The sequence below is a fragment of the Pandoraea sp. genome, from assembly GCF_004297875.1.
GTDB lineage: Bacteria > Pseudomonadota > Gammaproteobacteria > Burkholderiales > Burkholderiaceae > Pandoraea.
The window spans coordinates 107,675-123,673 of the sequence record NZ_SCSK01000069.1 but is presented as its reverse complement, the minus strand read 5'-3'; the positions used below and the strand labels follow the sequence as shown (position 1 = coordinate 123,673).

14 protein-coding genes and 1 pseudogene are annotated in these 15,999 nt (G+C 64.2%); 7 read left to right on the top strand and 8 right to left on the bottom strand.

The features are described 5' to 3' along the window. Window positions 1-55: 55 nt before the first annotated feature. Both EPN80_RS20710 and EPN80_RS20705 read right to left on the bottom strand, forming a co-directional pair. Window positions 56-571: a PIN domain-containing protein gene (locus tag EPN80_RS20710; protein WP_293031870.1), complete on the bottom strand. Its 516-nt coding sequence runs from the start codon at window positions 569-571 to the stop codon at window positions 56-58. Between the two features lies 1 nt (window position 572). Continuing rightward, window positions 573-1,043, bottom strand: a complete 471-nt coding sequence (locus tag EPN80_RS20705; protein WP_293031868.1) for a helix-turn-helix domain-containing protein — start codon at window positions 1,041-1,043, stop codon at window positions 573-575. 468 nt (window positions 1,044-1,511) lie between these two features. Here EPN80_RS20705 and EPN80_RS20700 point away from each other — a divergent pair, with 468 nt between their 5' ends. Beyond that, entirely contained in the window at window positions 1,512-2,105 is a 594-nt protein-coding gene (locus EPN80_RS20700; protein ID WP_293031866.1) for a bifunctional 2-polyprenyl-6-hydroxyphenol methylase/3-demethylubiquinol 3-O-methyltransferase UbiG, read from the top strand. 120 nt (window positions 2,106-2,225) lie between these two features. Beyond that, complete coding sequence (locus tag EPN80_RS20695) at window positions 2,226-2,867, top strand: hypothetical protein (RefSeq protein ID WP_293031865.1); 642 nt, start codon at window positions 2,226-2,228, stop codon at window positions 2,865-2,867. A 48-nt stretch (window positions 2,868-2,915) separates the two neighbouring features. Here the strand turns inward: EPN80_RS20695 and EPN80_RS20690 are convergent, their stop codons facing one another. After that, window positions 2,916-3,665, bottom strand: a complete 750-nt coding sequence (locus EPN80_RS20690) for an SDR family oxidoreductase (RefSeq protein WP_293031864.1) — start codon at window positions 3,663-3,665, stop codon at window positions 2,916-2,918. A gap of 98 nt (window positions 3,666-3,763) precedes the next feature. Between EPN80_RS20690 and EPN80_RS20685 the strand changes: the two genes are divergently transcribed. The 5 genes from EPN80_RS20685 to EPN80_RS20665 all read left to right on the top strand — a co-directional run bounded on the left by EPN80_RS20685 (window position 3,764) and on the right by EPN80_RS20665 (window position 11,037). Continuing rightward, complete coding sequence (locus EPN80_RS20685) at window positions 3,764-4,675, top strand: AraC family transcriptional regulator (protein WP_293031862.1); 912 nt, start codon at window positions 3,764-3,766, stop codon at window positions 4,673-4,675. 1,132 nt (window positions 4,676-5,807) lie between these two features. After that, window positions 5,808-6,956: a YbdK family carboxylate-amine ligase gene (locus EPN80_RS20680; protein ID WP_293031860.1), complete on the top strand. Its 1,149-nt coding sequence runs from the start codon at window positions 5,808-5,810 to the stop codon at window positions 6,954-6,956. A gap of 242 nt (window positions 6,957-7,198) precedes the next feature. Continuing rightward, a complete protein-coding gene (locus tag EPN80_RS20675) occupies window positions 7,199-9,442 on the top strand; it encodes a copper-translocating P-type ATPase (RefSeq protein WP_293031858.1) in 2,244 nt (747 codons plus the stop codon). Between the two features lie 157 nt (window positions 9,443-9,599). Continuing rightward, window positions 9,600-9,845, top strand: coding sequence for an SHOCT domain-containing protein (locus EPN80_RS20670; protein WP_293031856.1), 246 nt, complete (start codon window positions 9,600-9,602; stop codon window positions 9,843-9,845). A 487-nt stretch (window positions 9,846-10,332) separates the two neighbouring features. Then, window positions 10,333-11,037, top strand: coding sequence for a glutathione S-transferase N-terminal domain-containing protein (locus EPN80_RS20665; protein ID WP_293031854.1), 705 nt, complete (start codon window positions 10,333-10,335; stop codon window positions 11,035-11,037). On the opposite strand, the pseudogene EPN80_RS20660 reads toward EPN80_RS20665, so the two are convergent. The 5 genes and pseudogenes from EPN80_RS20660 to EPN80_RS20640 all read right to left on the bottom strand — a co-directional run. Continuing rightward, window positions 10,920-11,456: pseudogene (locus EPN80_RS20660) on the bottom strand (CoA transferase); the annotation flags it as partial. The gene EPN80_RS20665 and the pseudogene EPN80_RS20660 overlap by 118 nt on opposite strands. 18 nt (window positions 11,457-11,474) lie before the next feature. After that, window positions 11,475-11,984: a DUF1993 family protein gene (locus tag EPN80_RS20655; protein WP_293031853.1), complete on the bottom strand. Its 510-nt coding sequence runs from the start codon at window positions 11,982-11,984 to the stop codon at window positions 11,475-11,477. 132 nt (window positions 11,985-12,116) lie between these two features. Continuing rightward, window positions 12,117-12,737: a DUF2239 family protein gene (locus tag EPN80_RS20650; RefSeq protein ID WP_293031851.1), complete on the bottom strand. Its 621-nt coding sequence runs from the start codon at window positions 12,735-12,737 to the stop codon at window positions 12,117-12,119. Between the two features lie 94 nt (window positions 12,738-12,831). Next, window positions 12,832-13,902 (bottom strand): DMT family transporter, encoded by a 1,071-nt coding sequence (locus EPN80_RS20645; RefSeq protein WP_293031849.1) that lies wholly within the window; start codon window positions 13,900-13,902, stop codon window positions 12,832-12,834. 54 nt (window positions 13,903-13,956) lie between these two features. Next, window positions 13,957-15,981 carry a VTT domain-containing protein gene (locus EPN80_RS20640; protein WP_293031847.1) on the bottom strand — a complete coding sequence of 675 codons (2,025 nt, stop codon included), beginning with the start codon at window positions 15,979-15,981 and terminating at the stop codon, window positions 13,957-13,959. Window positions 15,982-15,999 lie beyond the last annotated feature (18 nt).

Genomic DNA, 15,999 nt, shown 5'->3' with positions numbered 1-15,999 from the left:
TCCTGAAGGGCATCCCCTTCAAGGATGGAACCCCGGTGATCGACAGCACACCGGCTCAGCAACTGCTTGTCGCCTGATCATGCTGCCGACCCACCGTACACCAGATTTGACTTTTGCTCGTCATGGTCGCGAGCGGATCCAGATCCCATTGATTGATGATGAAACGGTCGGGACTGACTACCTCGATGCCGTACGCGTCGACGGTCGTCGACGGAAAATCACGGAGATTCTCAGTCACGATGCAGTCCACATGGCCGGCAACGGCAGCCGCGAGCACATGCCGGTCATTTGGATCCGGGAGTTCGTAACTCGCGACGAGCGGTGCCCAGGCAACTTCGGGAACCTCCCAGTCGGGCACCGCCTCGCGCATGCAATTCCGTCGAAACTCGAGCTTGCCCCTCAAGTCCGGTCGGCGCAGTTCGAGCGCCGCAATCCATTCCTGCTCGATTTTCGTCGACCACTTGGCTGCAAACAGTCCGGCGGTAGCCAGACTCATCAACGAGTCGGTCATGGCGATCGGATACAGAACACACGCATCCAGCAGGGCTGCATAACGGGCATTGCCGGCCATCTCAATAGTCCAGACCCAGCTCGCGCGCGTTGTTGGCCATACGCTCGAGTGCACCTGCCTGTTTCTCGCGCATCTTGTTTGCGTACGCCACCAGGTCATCTAAGGCAATCCGGCGATGTGTGCCCACCATGCGATGGGGCAACCGGCCTTCTTCAATTTCCTTGATCACGAACGGTCGCGACACATTCAAAAAATGAGCCGCTTCTACCGTGGTGAATTCCCGATTCGTCGGCATCAGGGTGATCGAGCGGCCCTCACCCATTGCGCCCAGCAGTTGGCCGATGAGTTTCAATGCCGCAGGCGGGACGTTTACCGACGGGTGCTCGCCCGTGTCGGTGGTGAGCGTGATTGCTGCCGCCCTGGAATGATCCAGCGCCTCCATGATGCAGCGCTGCGCGACGCGAGCCATCTCCAACTCATCGTCGGTGAGTGGTGGCGGCGTCATTTCGCTAATTCGGTCTATGGTGCGCATATTGCCCCCTTTCTCGTTATGTGGACTCACGCCTGGCAGCCGCGGAACGGTGGCAAGGCGATATGCTGTCTATATTAAACGAAATAAGTGCATTAAGTGAAATTAGTGAATTAAATGAAATTTCTGAAAATGTTCGCGCCGCTGATCGTGTTCCGCATCTGCGACAGCGGGAGTGCGGGCTTGCCCGACCGATGACCTGGGTGAATGCGCATGCGACTGACAGTCCCTGTGCAACGACGAACAGCGCTTCGATGTTTGTTGCACGACCGCGCGGACTGCATCTATGTCTGGCATACCCGCGATAGAATCGGCCAAGACGTTGAGCGCGGCGGAGTCTGCCACCATGCGCACGGCCATCGACGGCAAGATTGCAACGCAGTCCAAACGTCACCCGTTGCGAGAACGCCGGGCAAGGCGGTGGCGAATCGCCTGGCCGCAATGGCCATCACTTGAGCGAGGGCATTAACCGTGGATGAACAAACCGTCGAAACCTACTCGACACGCGCAGAGCGCTTTGCCGCCGAGTGGCGTGACCAGCCGCCGCCGACAGACATGTACGCCATGCTGCAGTGCTATTTCGCTGCGGGTGGCAAAACCGCGGACATCGGTTGCGGCTCCGGCCGCGACCTCGCGTGGCTCAACGATCATGGCTATCCCGCGGTAGGTTACGACGCCGCCGAAGGATTGATCGCCCAGGCCGCGATCGATTTTCCGTCGCTCACATTCCGGCATGCTGCGCTGCCCGCGCTGGCTTCCATCGCAAGCGAGTCGTATGACAACGTGCTGTGCGAAACCGTCATCATGCACTTGCCGCCCGACGAGGTCACTCAGGCCTGTGCTCGCCTGGTCGACATCCTCCGGCCCGCGGGCACGCTGTACCTGAGCTGGCGAGTCGCCCCAACGGGTTCAAGCCGCGATGCAGGCGGGCGGCTCTACGCGGCGTTCGACGCCGCGCAGGTCAGGCAAGGGCTTGGCAATGCGCAACTGCTGTTCGATGCCGAAGCGGTCAACGAGTCGTCGGGCAAGCGGGTGCATCGGATCGTTGCGCGGCGGGGGGATTGACTGGGCCGGAGTGTGGCATGACGGGGTCAGCGACGCGCCGGTAGTTAGGGGGGGACGGAAGCGGCCGGCTAATCGGAGACGTATCGCTTCGACAATCGTTACGAAACAGGGACGCCAAGAATGAAAATATCCGCGCTGCCGATGATGCTTTGCGTTGCAACCATGAGTTTCACGGTGACGGCAACGGCACACAATTCGAGACCGGTTGAGACTCCCGGCACGCCTTCGGTCATGGTCAGCGGCGATTATGGCGACGGCATGCTGATCGGCGTGAACCCAGCGACTCAGGCTGTCACCGGCTACTATTCGGCAAATAACGTCAACGGGCAGTTCAGCTGCATTTTCTATCTGAGGGGCAAGCTGGGCAGAGCGTCAGTCCCCGTTTCGACCTATTTTCCGGAAACACCCGCGAAGCAGATCAAAGGCAAGCTGTCCCTGGAGGCGCCGGATAAATTCATAGTGCGCCTGTCGGCCGAACACGGCGGCTGCTGGAACGTGATGCATTTTGCCGACGACAGTATTCCTGCCGAATTCGTGTTGGTGGCGAAACACCCCTGGTTGTCGATCGCCGTGGTCAAGAGCGATCGTGCCTACTTCTACGACACGCCCACGAGTGTGCAACATCGAAAAGCCTACATAGTGCGGGGCGACGGCGTCGGTGTGCGTGCCATGCGGCCGGGTTGGGTCCAGGTGGACTTCCCTGGAGATAAGAGGATGACGTCGGGCTGGATCAGGCGGTCGGAGGTGTACCCGGTCGAATGATCGAGCCAAGGCGACCGCCTGGGCAGTGGGGCGCTCTTGGCCGGCGCGTTATCGCGTGCGCGTGTTGTACCACTCGATGGCGTCTTCGCCGGCGGGAATCATGAACGGACTCGACGCATCGGTAGCTGCCAGCCACACGCCTTCGGCGACATCCGATGCATGCGTGACGGTCGTATCCTTCTGCCAGTTCTCGAGGATCTGTTGCACGATTGCGCCGTATGGCTCGGCAAAACCGTCCGTCATGCGTGCGCGCGCGTTTTCGCCGAAGCGGGTCGACGGCGCGCGTCCGGGCAGCACCACGCGCACGCGCACGTTGAACTGCTCGAGTTCGAGCGCGAGCGATTCGCTGAATGCGTTGACCGCGGATTTGCTGGCGGTATAGACCGACAGCAGATGCAGCGGCCGGCACGTGACGGTCGAGGTGACGTTGATGATCACGCCCGTCCGGCGCTCGCGGAACTGCGGCAACACCGCCTGCGTCATCGCGATGGTGCCTAGCGTGTTCGTCTCGAAGATATCGCGCACGGTGTCCATCGGCGTGCCTTCGAGCGCATTCAGAAAGCCGATGCCGGCGTTGTTGACAAGCACGTCGATGGGGCCGGCTGCGTCGATGGCCTCACGGATGCTTTGCGGATCCCTCACGTCGAGCGCGAGGATCGAAAGACGATCGGAACGTGGCAAGACGTCTTCCCGCGGTGTGCGCATCGTGGCGATCACGCGCCATTCGCGATCCAGAAAATATCGCGCAATCTCCAAACCAAAACCGGATGAGCAACCGGTGATCAATACCGTCTTCATGTGGACTCCTGTGTTGGTGACAGTGTCGACACGATACGCCGAGGCAGGCCGGACTCGCTACAATCGAACGTCCACATTTCATTTGCGTTAGTCCGATCATGACCGACCCCCTCGCTGAAGTCGTTACGCTGCTCCAACCGACGCCCACGTTCTCGAAAGTGCTGAGCGGCGCAGGGCGCTGGCGCGCGAGCCGCACGGAAGTCGGACAGCCGTTCTATTGCGTGGTGCTCGAAGGGTCGCTCCGTCTGTCGGTGAATGGCCGGGAGCCGCTCGTGCTCCAGGCCGACGACTTCATCCTCGTGCCCGAAGTGTTCGGCTTCACGATGACGAGCATCGATCCGCCCGACGATGACGCCCCGGCCGATATTGCGCCGACGGCACAACCCGACGGCAGCTTTCGTTTCGGCGACGCAGCCATCGCGCCGGACGCGCAATGGCTGGCCGGCCTCTGTGCGTTCGGGGCGCCGGATGCGGCGCTGCTCGTTTCGCTGCTGCCCGAACTTGCCCTCGTGCGCGGCGATCACCGGCTGGCGACCCTCGTCAAACTCGTGCGGGACGAATCGCGTGCGCAACGGCCCGCGCGCGAAGTCGTGCTGGCGCGGCTGCTCGAAGTGCTATTCATCGAAGCCTTGCGATCGGTGCAAACGGGTGCCTCGCCCGGGCTGGTGCGGGGTCTGTCCGACGCTCGTCTCGCACTCGCCATCCGTGAGATGCACAAAAATCCGGAGAAGCCCTGGACCATCGCGGAACTGGCCAAAACCGCGGCGCTCTCACGCTCCTCTTTCTTCGATCGGTTCAGCCGGGCAGTCGGCGTCGCCCCGATGGCGTACCTGTTGTCCTGGCGTATGGCCATCGCCAAGAACCTGCTGCGTCAGAGGGAATCCAGCATCGCCACCATCGCCGGGCGCGTGGGCTATAGCTCGGCGAGTGCATTCAGTGTCGCGTTCGCACGCCATGTCGGCGTGCCGCCGACACAGTTCGCGCAAGAGGCGGTCAAGAGCGTCGCCTGAGTCAGAAGGACTTGCCGTCACGGCTTCGCTGACGATAAAACTCGATGTGCTCCATGAGTTTACCGCCGGGCCTGCGGGCCGAAGTGGTCAATCTCCTCCGGGTCGAGTTGCTTCTGGGCCGTCGATCGATTTTGGACTGGTCGCGCCCGTCTGATACAAGTGCTCCGGAGCGTCGCGGCCAGTTTTGTTCAGGTAGATGTCACGCAAACGATGGTTTTCTGGACAGATCGAAAATTAACGTCCGAGACTACCTGTCGGCTATTGCCGTTACGGTATTCGGTGTTGCTCAAATAATCAGCGGGTTGCGCTACTTTGTTTAGCAGGCAAGGACTGCTATCGGCAATTTATCGGCCATCCGAATGACTCCGTAGCATCGCGAGGGAATGTCCAAAACTGGCGGATCGGGTGCAGTGGCCAACGGCCGCTTAGTGGCACTCTACTTTGAAAATTATCGGTTTGGCCGACTGACCGGCTTCGAGAAAGCCGTCTGGCCGCAGTGGGTCGCCACCAGCCGACCACCCGCCCCCCAAACCTACCCCAACGCCCCCCTCTGCCTGCCCGACCTGCGCGCCCTGCGTCGATTGCATTCCGGAGACCCCGATCGCGCGACGATCTTGCCGTCGACGATGGGCGGAATGCCGCTGTCGAGGGGGTCGGATTGGTCATCCTCTGCAGGTGAAGGTGCATGACGCTTTGGGCGGGCTTATCTTCGAGAACATTCGTGGCGCACCGAAACCTGCCCGCCGCCGAAAAATCGCCAGGCCGCCCCCTGCAGGAGATCAGCCGCTCGCTCGCCGTAACGTCTGCTTCATTCGCGCGCCGGCGGCCTGCATTCCTGGGCCGCCCCGTTGGGCGGGCCGGCACCGGTGTGCGTCGAGCCAACAAGGTTTTGCGGGTTTTCGTAGTGTTGAAAGAAGACCTTCATAAATCGATTGAAAAACAATATAGTTAGCCGAACGTTATATATAACTAAATAATTGACGGTTTTTTTTGGTGGAGACGATTTCTCCAATTTTTATTCAATCAATAAAAAATCGATAAACGGATCAGCCGCCGGCACGCTGCGAGTTCTCATATTTCTCATGCCTGATCCATATCTCGGCGACTCGGCTGACTTGAGGAAAGACGCATAATGCTTACACCCTTTGCCGCTTCCGAGCCATTTACCATGGGGGTCGAGATCGAAGTGCAGGTCGTCAATACGCATGATTACAATTTGACGAAAGCGGCAACGGAATTGCTGGAACGCGTTCGCCTGCAAGCCTTCTCCGGAGCGATCAAGCCTGAAACAACGGAGGGCATGATCGAGCTGTCGACGGGTATTTGCCGGAACTATGATCAGGTAAAGGCCGAGCTGACGGTTCTGCGGGACGTACTCAACCATGCTGCCGATTTTCTGAACGTCGGGATCTGCGGAGGTGGCACGCACCCCTTTCAGAACTGGTACGAGCAACGCTCCAGCGGCCGTGATCGATCCGAACATCTGATGCAGCTGTATGGATACCTGTATCAGCAATTCACGATATTTGGCCAGCACGTCCACGTTGGCTGCCCGGATGCCGACTCGGCACTGATCCTGCTTCATTCGCTTTCGCGATATGTGCACCATTTCATCGCGCTGGCCGCCTCGTCACCTTATGCGCAAGGCTTCGATACGAGGTTTCAGTCCGCCCGTCTCAGTTCAGTTGCCTCGTTCCCACTGTCGGGGCAGGCACCCTTCATATTGAAATGGAGCGATTTCACCGAATACTTCGAGCGCATGGCAATGACAGAGGTTGTGAAAAGCCTGAAAGACTTTTATTGGGATATTCGCCCGAGCCCCGGATACGGAACCGTTGAAGTACGTGTCATGGATACCCCGCTTTGCATCGAATGGGCGGCAGCCATTGCCGGTTACATTCAGACGCTCGCACGTTATCTGTTGACTGAAAAATCTCTCCGTTTGAGCGATCGCGACAGCGAGGTGTATCGAGTCAATCGTTTCATGGCCTGCCGCTATGGGCTCGACGGATCGTGCATCAATCCGGAAACAGGGTATCGCCAGCCTATCGGTGGCGAAATAAATGAAACCCTGGATGCGTTGGAGGCCCATGCGCGGACATTGGGTTCGGAACGAGCGCTGGCGATGATCAGGCAAGTCGTGCGTGATGGCTTTAGTGATGCGATGTGGCTGCGCCGGACGGCCAGGCAAGAATCGTTGAATGAAGTTGTGCGGCAGCAATGTCTGGTTTGGCGCGGAGCGCGAAAAGCAAAATACGGGCGCTTCGAACCCGGTAACTAGGGTTTATTGATATTCAGCGAACGTGCTTGCAACGAGCCTTGTTCCCGTTCAGCGCTCGTCAGTCAACATCTCTCCGACGTGCCGCACGGCGAGCGTCTTCCCTGTTTGCCCCGCTTGATCCTTGTCAAACGAGCTTGACCCTGGCTTGACTTTCCTGCGATGGGAAGGTTTAGCATGGTTATGTCGTCTCCGCGGCTGACCTTGTGATGCTTCGCCAGCTCGCTCATCAAGGGAGAATCGCGATGGATACCGCAACCCATGGGGCAATTTACACCTGCCCGATGCACCCTGAAATCGAGCGCTCGTCGCCGGGCGCGTGCCCGAAATGCGGGATGGCGCTCGAGCCGAAAATGCCGGCGTCGAGCCACGCCGAATGGACATGCCCGATGCACCCCGAAATCGTTCGCCCGGAACCCGGGGTCTGCCCGAAGTGCGGCATGGCGCTCGAACCGAGAGCCGCTCAGACCAGCGAAGAGCAGAACCCGGAACTGGATTCGATGACCCGCCGCTTCTGGGTGAGCGTGGTGCTGAGCGTGCCGCTCTTTGCGCTGGCCATGGCTGGCGACATGCCGGGAATGCATTTCGGTGGGCTGCCGGGGGCGTCGTATTTTTCCTGGATCGAATTCGCTCTCGCGACGCCGGTGGTGCTGTGGGGCGGCGCGCCGTTCTTTGCCAGGGGCTGGCGCTCGCTGGTCACATGGAATCTCAACATGTTTACGCTGATCGCGCTGGGCGTGGGGGTGGCCTATGTCTACAGCGCGGTGGCCCAGGTGCTGCCGGGGTGGTTTCCGCCAGCGTTTCGCGACCCGGCCTCGGGGCGCGTCGGCGTGTATTTCGAGGCGGCCGCGGCGATCGTGACCCTCGTGCTGCTCGGGCAGGTGCTCGAATTGCGCGCGCGCGGCAGCACCAGCGCGGCAATCCGCGCGCTGCTGGGCATGGCGCCCAGGCTGGCGCGGCGCGTCGAGGCCGATGGCAGCGAGAGCGATGTCGCGCTGGAGCGGATCCAGGTCGGCGACCGGCTGCGCGTGCGCCCCGGAGAAAAGGTGCCGGTCGACGGCGTGGTGCTCGAAGGGCGCTCGTCGGTCGACGAATCGATGCTGACTGGCGAATCGATCCCGGCCGAGAAGACGCCGGGCGAGAAGGTGGTCGGCGCCACGGTCAACGGCAGCGGCACGCTGATCATCGAGGCACGACGGGTGGGCGCCGACACGCTGCTGGCGCAGATCGTGCACATGGTCTCAGAAGCTGCGCGCAGCCGCGCGCCGATCCAGCGCCTGGCCGACGTCGTGGCGACCTACTTCGTGCCGGCGGTCGTGCTGGCGGCGATCGTCACCTTTGTGGTGTGGGCCATGTTCGGGCCGGCGCCGGCGATGGCCTATGCGGTCATCAACGCCGTCGCGGTGCTGATCATCGCCTGCCCCTGTGCGTTGGGGCTCGCCACTCCCATGTCGATCATGGTGGCCAGCGGCAAGGGCGCCTCGGTGGGCGTGCTGTTCAGGAATGCGGAGGCGATCGAGACGCTGCGCCGCGTCGATACCCTGGTGGTCGACAAGACCGGCACGCTCACCGAAGGTCATCCGCGCCTGCAGGAGGTGGTGCCCGCGGCCGGCTTTGGCGCCGACGAGGTGCTGCGCCTGGCTGCCAGCCTGGAGCGCGGCAGCGAGCACCCGCTTGCCGCCGCCATCGTGCGGGGCGCGCAGGACAAGGGGCTCGAGCTGGAGCGCGCGCAAGGGTTCGAATCGGTCTCGGGCAAGGGCGTGACGGGCGACATCGCCGGGCGCCGGGTGCTGTTGGGCAATGTGGCGCTGCTGACGGACGAGGGGATCGACACGGCCGCACTCGCCGATCAGGCCGAGGCGCAGCGCACCAAGGGCCGCACCGCCATGCTTCTCGGGGTCGGCGGGCAAGTCGCCGGCTTGGTCGCGGTGGCCGATCCGGTCAAGGAAACGACACCGCAGGCCATTCGCGATCTGCACGACGAGGGCCTGCGCATCGTGATGCTGACCGGCGACAACGAGACCACCGCCATGGCCGTCGCGGGTCATTTGGGGATCGACGAGGTCATTGCCGGCGTGCTGCCCGATCAGAAGGCGCAGACCATCAAACGCCTGCAGGCCGAGGGGCGCTTCGTCGCGATGGCCGGTGACGGCGTGAATGACGCGCCGGCGCTGGCTCAGGCGGAAGTGGGCATCGCCATGGGCACGGGGGCGGACGTGGCGATGGAAAGCGCCGGGGTGACCCTGGTCAAGGGCGATCTGCGCAGCATCGCGCGGGCGCGGCGCCTGAGCCGCGGCACGCTGCGCAATATCCGTCAGAACCTGTTCTTTGCGTTTGTCTACAACCTGCTGGGCGTTCCCATTGCCGCGGGCGTCCTGTATCCGTTCTTCGGCATCCTGCTCTCGCCCGTGATCGCGGCGACGGCGATGGCGCTCAGTTCGGTCTCGGTGGTGGGCAACGCCTTGCGGCTGCGCCGGTTGGTAATCTGAAGTTCGGTCGCGAGAGGGTGGATAGGTCGACGGTGACCGCAGGCGCGGGATTGTCGGGTTCGTTGACGAAAGTCATGAACGGACCGGCATTCCAAGACTATTGTGAGTATTGAGCGAACTCCAATTTCGCATTGATTACTGGCCGGAGTTTTCAACGATGTGGTACGGACATCCTGGTGGTTTCGGATACGGCATGATGGGTGGGTTCGGATTCCTGATGATGATTCTGCTCGTTGTGATCGTCGTCGCGGTGGTCGTCATGCTGACGCGCCGCGCCTCGGGATTCGGGCCCGAACGGCAGGAGCGTCGCCGCAAGGCGCTCGACATTCTCGACGAGCGCTATGCGCGCGGCGAAATAGACGCCGACGAATACCAGCGGCGGCGCGCCGATCTGGAGCGTTGATATCCATGTGTGCTGCCTGGCGTCGTACTTATCGGCTTCACCTGCTCCCGGCGGCCAGCGCGGCGGCAGCGGTGTTGGCCGGCGTGCGGCGCCCTTGCTCCGCCGCCGCCCAATCCGCCAGCCGACGCAGCACGTCTGCCGCTGACCCCGCAATTCCCCGCACGCCTGTGAGCAACCCGGCGGTCAAATGCGGCGTCCACCGCGCCACATCTTCATCGACCGAGCCCCTTGCCTGACTCGCAACGGGCATCGAAGTCCTCGACCGATTCACCGCATAGACCGAAGCGCCCGAATCTCGCGGCGCGTCATGCGCGTCATGCGTGGCCTGTCGCCCGCTCCGGCTCGAGCATCATGGGCGATGGGCCAGGCAGTCCAAAGCAAAACTTCCCGTGAGGGTTTATATTGACGGTCCGATGTCCTGGCCCATCCCCACGCCTGCGCCGCGCCCGCGCTGCGCTTCGGCGGCAAGACGCCCTGAAGGAGCCCCATGTCCGATCTGTCCGCTTTTCCGATCACGAAGAAATGGCCCGCGCAGCATCCCGAGCGCATTCAGTTGTATTCGCTGCCCACGCCCAACGGCGTGAAGGTGTCGATCATGCTGGAGGAAACCGGCCTGCCGTACGAGCCGCATCTGGTGAGCTTTGGCACCAACGACCAGATGTCGCCCGAGTTCCTGTCGCTCAACCCGAACAATAAGATTCCTGCGATCATCGATCCGAACGGGCCGGGCGGCAAGCCGCTGCCGCTGTTCGAATCGGGCGCGATTTTGCTATACCTGGCCGAGAAGACCGGGCAGCTCATTCCCGCCGATGCGGCCGGGCGCTATGAAACCATTCAGTGGCTGATGTTCCAGATGGGCGGCATCGGTCCGATGTTCGGGCAGGTCGGTTTCTTCAATAAGTTCGCCGGCAAGGAGTACGAAGACAAGCGCCCGCGCGACCGCTATGTTGGCGAGGCCAAGCGCCTGCTGGGTGTGCTGAACGACCGGCTCGCCGCGCGCCAGTGGATCATGGGCGACGCCTATACGATTGCCGACGTCGCCACCTTCCCGTGGGTGCGCAATCTGATCGGCTTTTACGAGGCGGCCGATCTGGTCGGCATCGCCGGCTTCCCGCACGTCACGCGCGCGCTCGATGCGTTCGTGGCGCGCCCGGCGGTCAAGAGGGGCCTGGAGATCCCGGCGCGAGGATAAGCCTGCAGTCTTTCCCGCACTGAGCGATCGCCAGGGCGGCGTTCGGCGGCAGCGTGCCGAACGCCCGGCCGGCGAGCGATGCCGGCGTTGATATCGGCAATCGGCGAGCCGGCCTTGATCGGCGCCTGCCCAGGGTCGCCGGTCATGCTCATCAGGCCCGCCAGCCCCTGCGCGATTAGGTCGAACCCGCCTTTGTCGGCGCACGGCCCGGTGCGCCCGTAGCCGGAGATCGAGCAGTAGATGAGCCCCGGGTTGTCTTCTTTGAGCGTCTGGTCGCCGAAGCCGAGCTTTTCCATCGTGCCCAGCCGGTAGTTCTCGGTGAGCGCGTCGGCCCCGGCGATCATGCGGCGCAGCACGCGCCGCCCGCCCTCGGTCTTGAGGTTCAGCGCGATGCCGCGCTTGTTGCGGTTGAGCATCACCGGCCGCCGCGCCGCAGCTCAGGCGAGCTGGCCGAGGTAATCCATTTTGCCCAGCGGCACGCCGCTATGGCGCAGGATGCCGTAAGCGGTGCTCACATGGAAATAGAAATTGGGCAGTACGAAATTGAGCAGATAGAACTCGCCGGTGAAGGTGACCGGTTTGCCGCCGAGCTTGAGCGTGATGTCTTTTTTCTCGGTGCCGTCGATCTGGCCGGCCTTGAAGCTCTCCAGATAATCGATGGTTTTCTGCAGGCGCGCCGCGAGTTCCGCGAAGGTCGTTTCGGTGTCGTCGTACTTCGGCGGCTCGACGCCGGCCAGGCGCGCGGCGCAGCCTTTGGCGGTGTCGGTGACGATCTGCACCTGGCGCGCCAGCGCGAACATGTCGGGATACAGCCGGCTGCCGATCAGCACCGCCGGATCGATCTTTTTCTCTTCCGCATGCGCGGCCGCCTTGGCGAGGATCGCATCGAGATTGCGCATCATGCGCGTCATCACGGGTAGGGATGCTTGATACATCGAAAGGGTCATAGGGGGCTCCAGGTCAAGCGTGACAAAGACATAGGCAAGATGTGCGACGCGCCCGGCGGCGCGTCGCCCGGGCCAATTATGTCACCGGCTGGCGAAGGCCGCTGGCGTCCCCCTCGACCCCCTTGGCCTCGCCTACGGCTGCGGTGGGACCAGTGCCGGATCGTCGCGCTCGAATGCGAGCCGGGTGGCGTACTCGCGCACGTCCTCGGGCCAGCCGGCCACCAGCGTCTCGAAGCGCGGCCGGTCGTCGACGAACAGCGCGCGGACCGCTTCCTCGAAGTGCGGCACGTCGCCGGCCATTGCCGACATGAAGTGATAGGCGCGCTCGTGCGCCGCCCGGCGCCGGTCCTGCTCGCCATGAGCATGCCGCGCCTGGTCGACCAGCTTGCGCAGGGCCACCGAGGCGCCGCCGGGCTGGGCCGCCAGCCAGTCCCAGTGGCGTGGCAGCAGCGTGACTTCACGGGCCACCACACCGAGCCGGGGCCGCCCGCGCCCGCGCGGCTCGGCCGAGGGGGCGGTGCCGTCGCCATTCGCGTAGCGCGCCGCGACCTGCGCGTCGGTGCCGCGCGTATCGACGTCGATCACCCGCCCGGTGCGGTCGTCGTAGATCAGCACGGGCCCGCTCGCGCCCTGCGCCAGCGCGTGCTTGAACGCCAGCGCGGCAGTCGCCAGCGAACCGGCGGCAATGCGGCGCTGGCCGTCGAAAACGGTGTAATGGTTGACGATGGCGGGGTTCGAGACGGTCGTCATCATGGCTGTCCAGAAATGGAATGGCCTGAATATTATCCGGATATTAATCGGGCGTCAATAACACCCGGATTTAATTTGGCGGCTCGATGGGCGGCTGCTACGACGATCGATGCCGATGCCGATGGTGAATGTCCGGAAAATGCGCGTGGGAGTGCGTGATGACCTCATGCCGGTGGAGGTGGGTATGCGGCTCGGTGCCGTCCCATGGGAAGTCGTGCGTGTGCTGGTGGTGCGCGTCGTGACGATGACTGTGCGTGTGTTCGAGCGCTTCATGCGTATGCTCGTGCTCATGCCGCTCGCGCAGATGAAGCCATACCCCCAGCGCCATCAGCGCGGTGGCCACCCAGAACAGCGGCGTGGGAAGCGCCGGCCAGAGCGCCAGCGCGATCGTCACGCCGAACAGCGGCGCGACCGAAAAATAGGCGCCGGTGCGCGCCGTGCCGAGATGGCGCAGCGCCACCACGAACAGCACCAGGCTTACGCCGTAGCCGGCGAAGCCGGTGAGCATGGCCGCCGCCGCGCTGGCCAGGCCCGGCAGGCGCGCGCCCAGCGCCAGGGCCAGGCCGAAGTTGACCGCGCCGGCTGCCAGCCCCTTGATGCAGGCGATCGTCATGGCATCGTTGGCCGAGACCTTGCGGGTGAGGTTGTTGTCGATCGCCCAGCACAGGCAGGCGCCGGCGATCAGCAAGGCGCCGGGCGAAACGCCCGTGGCGCCCGGATGCCAGGACAGCGCCACGCCGCCGGCAACGATCGCGGCCATGCCGAGCGCCACCTGGGTGTCGACATTCTCGCGAAACACCAACCATGCGATAAGTGCCGTAAAAACGCTTTCGAGATTGAGCAGCAAGGCGCTGGCGGCTGCCGGCGTGGTGCTCAGGCCGAGCATCAGCAGCGCCGGCCCGGCCACGCCGCCGGCGGCGATCGCGCCGGCCAGCCAGGGAATATCGGCAGGCGGAATCCTTCCTGCGTCGGCCGGCGCGCCGGCGGCCCGGCGCCAGCGACGCACGCCGATCAGCGCTGCCAGGCCCAGGCCGCTGCCGAGATAGAACAGGCCAGCGACCATCACCGGCGGCAGCGTGCCGAGCAGCGCCTTGGCCAGCGGCGTGGTGGCGCCGAACAGCGCGGCGGCAAGGAGTGCCGTGAAGGCGGCGTTCAGACGGATGGACATGATCTCTCTCGATGGTACGAATGGCGCTGGAATTGCCGTGGGGCGAGCGGAATCTTACTTATTTTGCGCCGATTTGTGCGCCGGCGCGCTCTCCAGCAGCAGCGGCATGTCCGCCGCGGGCGGCGCCGGCGCGCCCAGCAGGGCGGCCAGCGATTGTCCGGCGGGCGACGCCTGGCGATCGATGCGCACGATATTGACCAGCCGCAGCGTGTGCGACACCGATTCGCGTGCGACCGAGCCGAGCCAGAGCGGCTGGGCCGGCGTGCTGGCGCTCTCGCCCACGCGATAGGCGGTTGGCCATAAGCGCAGCACTAGGCGCGTATCCGGCGTGTCGCCGGCATGAATCAGCTGCAATGCAGGCGGCGCGCCATCGTTCAGTTTGGGCAGCACCGGCAGTTGCATCACCGGCGTGTGCGGCGCGAGCAGCAACAGCAGCCGGCTTGCCGAGAGCGGCGCGGCCGCGCGCCAGCCCTGCGTCTGCAGGTGCTGGTCGATGCGCTCGAGCGGGCCGGCCCATTGCATGCTGAAGGCCTCCTGCCGATCGCCTTCCAGATCGGATCGATGGGTGGGCAATTGCCGCCAGCCGGTTTCTCGCCACTGCGGCGCGCTGACGAGCGTCACCGTCGCGGCAGCCCGGTAAGGCGGGGGCGTGCCAACCGGGCCGGCTTGCCATTGCAGGCCGAGGCTCGCCAGCAGCGCCACCGCTGCCAATACAGCGAGCTCGCGCACCCGCGGCACGGCGACGCGATGGTAGGCGTATACCAGCGACACCACCGCGACCCAGGCCACGCCCAGCGCGATGCCGCCAATCGCGTCGGAGAGCCAGTTGCGGCCCAGGTAAAGATCGGCCAGCGCGACGAGCAATACCAGCGCGGTCGCCGTGCCGGCAATGACGGCGCGCCAGCCGTCGCGCGCGCGTTCGCCGGCGGAGCGCGCCAGCAGGAACGCGAGGAACCCGAACACCACTGCGCTGCTGGTGATATGCGCGCTCGGAAACGAGAACAGCGCGCTGCCGGCCGCCGGCGGTGGGCGCCGTGCCACCGCCGTCTCGATGATCAGGATCAGCGGCTGCGAGAAGGCCGTCGTCGCGAACCAGTAACCGAGCGTGCGCCAATGACGCCGCCACGCGAGCCACGCTGCCACGGCCAGCACCACGGCCAGCAGCGTCGGCAGGCTGCCGAGCGCCGCGATGGCGAGCATCGCCTGGTCGCCCCACGGGGAGTGCAGGGTGCCCAGAAAGCGATCGACCGTGCTGTCGACGCCCACCAGCGGATCGTGCGCCAGCACGTCCTGCAGCACACCGAGAAAAACCCAGCCGCCGGCCAGCAAAAGCAGCGACATCAGCAGCAGCGCACCGGCCGCCGGCTGGTTGGCATCGAGCAGCCGCAGCGCGAAGCGGCCGACGCGGCTGTCGGCGCGGCGCGCCCAGGCCAGCAGCCGGTCACCCCAGGCCGCAAGGCGCGGCACGCCGTGTGCGATGGCCAGCCGCACCAGTCGCACGCCGGCCCACAGCACGGTGGCGCACAGCAGCAGGATGAGCGCCAGGCGGAACGTGACGGCGCCGGCCAGTTGCAGCGACGCCCCGAACACCAGCCCCGGCAGCATGTGGACCGGCGCCCAGGCCAGCGCCGATAGCACGTTGATCAGATAAAAGCGGCCGGGCGGCATATCGAGCATGCCGGCCACTACCGGCACGACCGCCCGGACCGGCCCGACGAAACGGGCCAGCAGGACGCTCTTGCCGCCGTGCCTGGCGAAGAACGACTGGCCCTGATCGAGCATCTCGGGGTGCCGGCGAAATGGCCGCAATGCGGCGATTTGCGTTTTATAGCGGCGGCCGATCCAGAAACTCGCGCCATCGCCCAGCACTGCGCCGGCCACCGCCCAGGCGAGCGTGGTCCAGAGCCCCAGCGCACCGGTGCCGACCAGGGCGCCGGCCAGGAACAGCGTAGTGCTGCCGGGGATGAAGGTGCCGATGAACGCCACCGATTCCAGCAGCGAAGCGAGAAACACCACCGCTTCGGCCCAGTGCGGATGACCGGCCAGCCCATGCAGGAAATGCAGGTAAAAATGCTCCATGGGCCCTATGGTGCCTGA